This is a genomic window from Pseudoalteromonas sp. Z1A6, assembly GCF_011378745.1.
Taxonomy (GTDB): domain Bacteria; phylum Pseudomonadota; class Gammaproteobacteria; order Enterobacterales; family Alteromonadaceae; genus Pseudoalteromonas; species Pseudoalteromonas arctica.
On sequence record NZ_WTKW01000536.1, the window covers coordinates 1 to 1,856 of the forward strand.

General features: G+C 38.8%; 2 protein-coding genes. Both read left to right on the top strand.

Annotation, left to right across the window (positions count from 1 at the left end; all coding sequences use genetic code 11):
* Positions 1-1,199 (top strand): GT4 family glycosyltransferase PelF (pelF, locus tag GQR46_RS19230; RefSeq protein WP_165742129.1); only part of this gene is annotated, 1,199 nt, incomplete at its 5' end.
* Positions 1,187-1,856: exopolysaccharide Pel transporter PelG (gene pelG, locus GQR46_RS19235; RefSeq protein WP_165742131.1), on the top strand; the 670-nt coding region annotated here is incomplete at its 3' end. The genes pelF and pelG, both read left to right, overlap by 13 nt.

A 1,856-nucleotide genomic window follows, 5' to 3' on the forward strand; every position in this document is an offset into this window, starting at 1 on the left:
CTATTCCGAGTGAATTGTTAAAATTTGCATTTGAAACTTTGGCTAAAAAAGACGGTATTAACGAAGCCGACTTTTTATATAGTGAATCATCGTGGCAAGTGCTCATCAATTACTATTCAACTTTTTGTGATGAATCCTCTTTTATTGACTTTTTTTGGTCATACCGCAATTTATATAAACCGCTATTTAAAATAGCCGAAATTGCACGTGGACTTCCAAAAGTTAAACTTATTCACTCAATATCTACCGGGTATGCTGGTATTTTAGGATCTGGTGCCAGTGTAATAAGCGATACTCCCTTTTTGTTGACCGAGCATGGTATTTACACCAAAGAGAGAAAAATAGATCTTATTCAAGCCAGTTGGATCAAAGAGTCTGAACAAAGCCTAGGTAAAAACTTAAATACCGAGATGGGCTTTATTCGCCGAATGTGGATCAGCTTTTTTGAGCAAATAGGCCGAACAACATACCAAGAAGCAGATAAGATCATTTCGCTATACGATGGTAACAGACAGCGCCAAATAAAAGATGGTGCAGCGCCTGAAAAAGCATTTGTTGTACCTAATGGTATTAAAACAGTGCGCTTTATTGAAGCGCTTGAGCAGCGTCCAAAACAGATACCACCGGTTGTTGGATTAATTGGACGTGTAGTTCCTATAAAAGATATTAAAACCTTTATACGTGCGATTAAAGAAGCGCAATCGATATTACCAGAGGTCGAAGGCTGGATCATCGGCCCTTATGAAGAAGATCCGCAATATTACAAAGAGTGTGAACTACTTGTAGGCAGCCTTGATTTACAAAACAGTGTTAAGTTTTTAGGTATGCAAGATATTACCAAAATTTTACCTAAGCTCGGAATTGTTGCTTTAACCTCGATTTCCGAAGCGCAGCCTTTAGTGCTTTTAGAAGCAATGGCGGCCGGTGTGCCTGTACTTGCTAGTGATGTTGGCTCGTGCCGCGAAATAATCGAAGGCGGCACCGATGAAGATAAAGCATTAGGTAAAGCTGGTGAAGTTGTCTCAATTGCTTCACCTAGCGAAACAGCACAACAAATATCAAATATGCTAACAAATGAGCAAGCTTGGCTTGAGTATCAAAAAAGTGGTTTAGACCGCGTACAAAAATTTTATGACGAGAGCCACATGTTTGCCCGTTACGATAAACTTTATAAGGATACAATGGCATGGCCGGAATAGGTTTTGAGATACGAAAAATTCTCAAAAAAAATACCCTGCTCTCAGTTTTTGAAGCATACGGCTACGCAGGGTTAATAGGCTCAGGCCCCTGGCTGCTCTCTATTGTAGCGTTAATGCTAATTGGTATTTTAAGTTTAGGAATTGTATTACCTAAAGTACTTATTATTCAGTTTTTAACGCTTGTTACCTACATGATGGCAGCCTCACTTATTTTAACGGGTGGCTTGCAGTTATTACTAACTCGGTTTATTGCCGATTTGTTTTTTCAAAAAGAAGAGGCAAAAGTACTCCCTAATTTACTTGGTGCGCAACTTGTAACAACAATAGCTGCGTTATTGGTGGGCTTAGCTGTATGGCCTATGCTCCCTATACCCGTTGTTACTAAGATTATAATTTTAGGTGCCTTTGTAAGCTTATGTAATCAGTGGCTTGGCGCTATTTTTCTATCAGGTATGAAAGAGTACCGGTTAATTTTAATAACTATGCTAAGTGGTTACGCCTTTATGGTATTGCTTGCATATTTATTAAGAGACTGGCAGCTAGACGGCTTATTTTTTGCGTTTTTTGCAGGCGAAGCACTGCTCTTTTTTAGCTTTTTATTTATGATTATTCGCCGCTACCCAGGTGAAAAACTTATAAGCTTTGACTTTTTAAGCA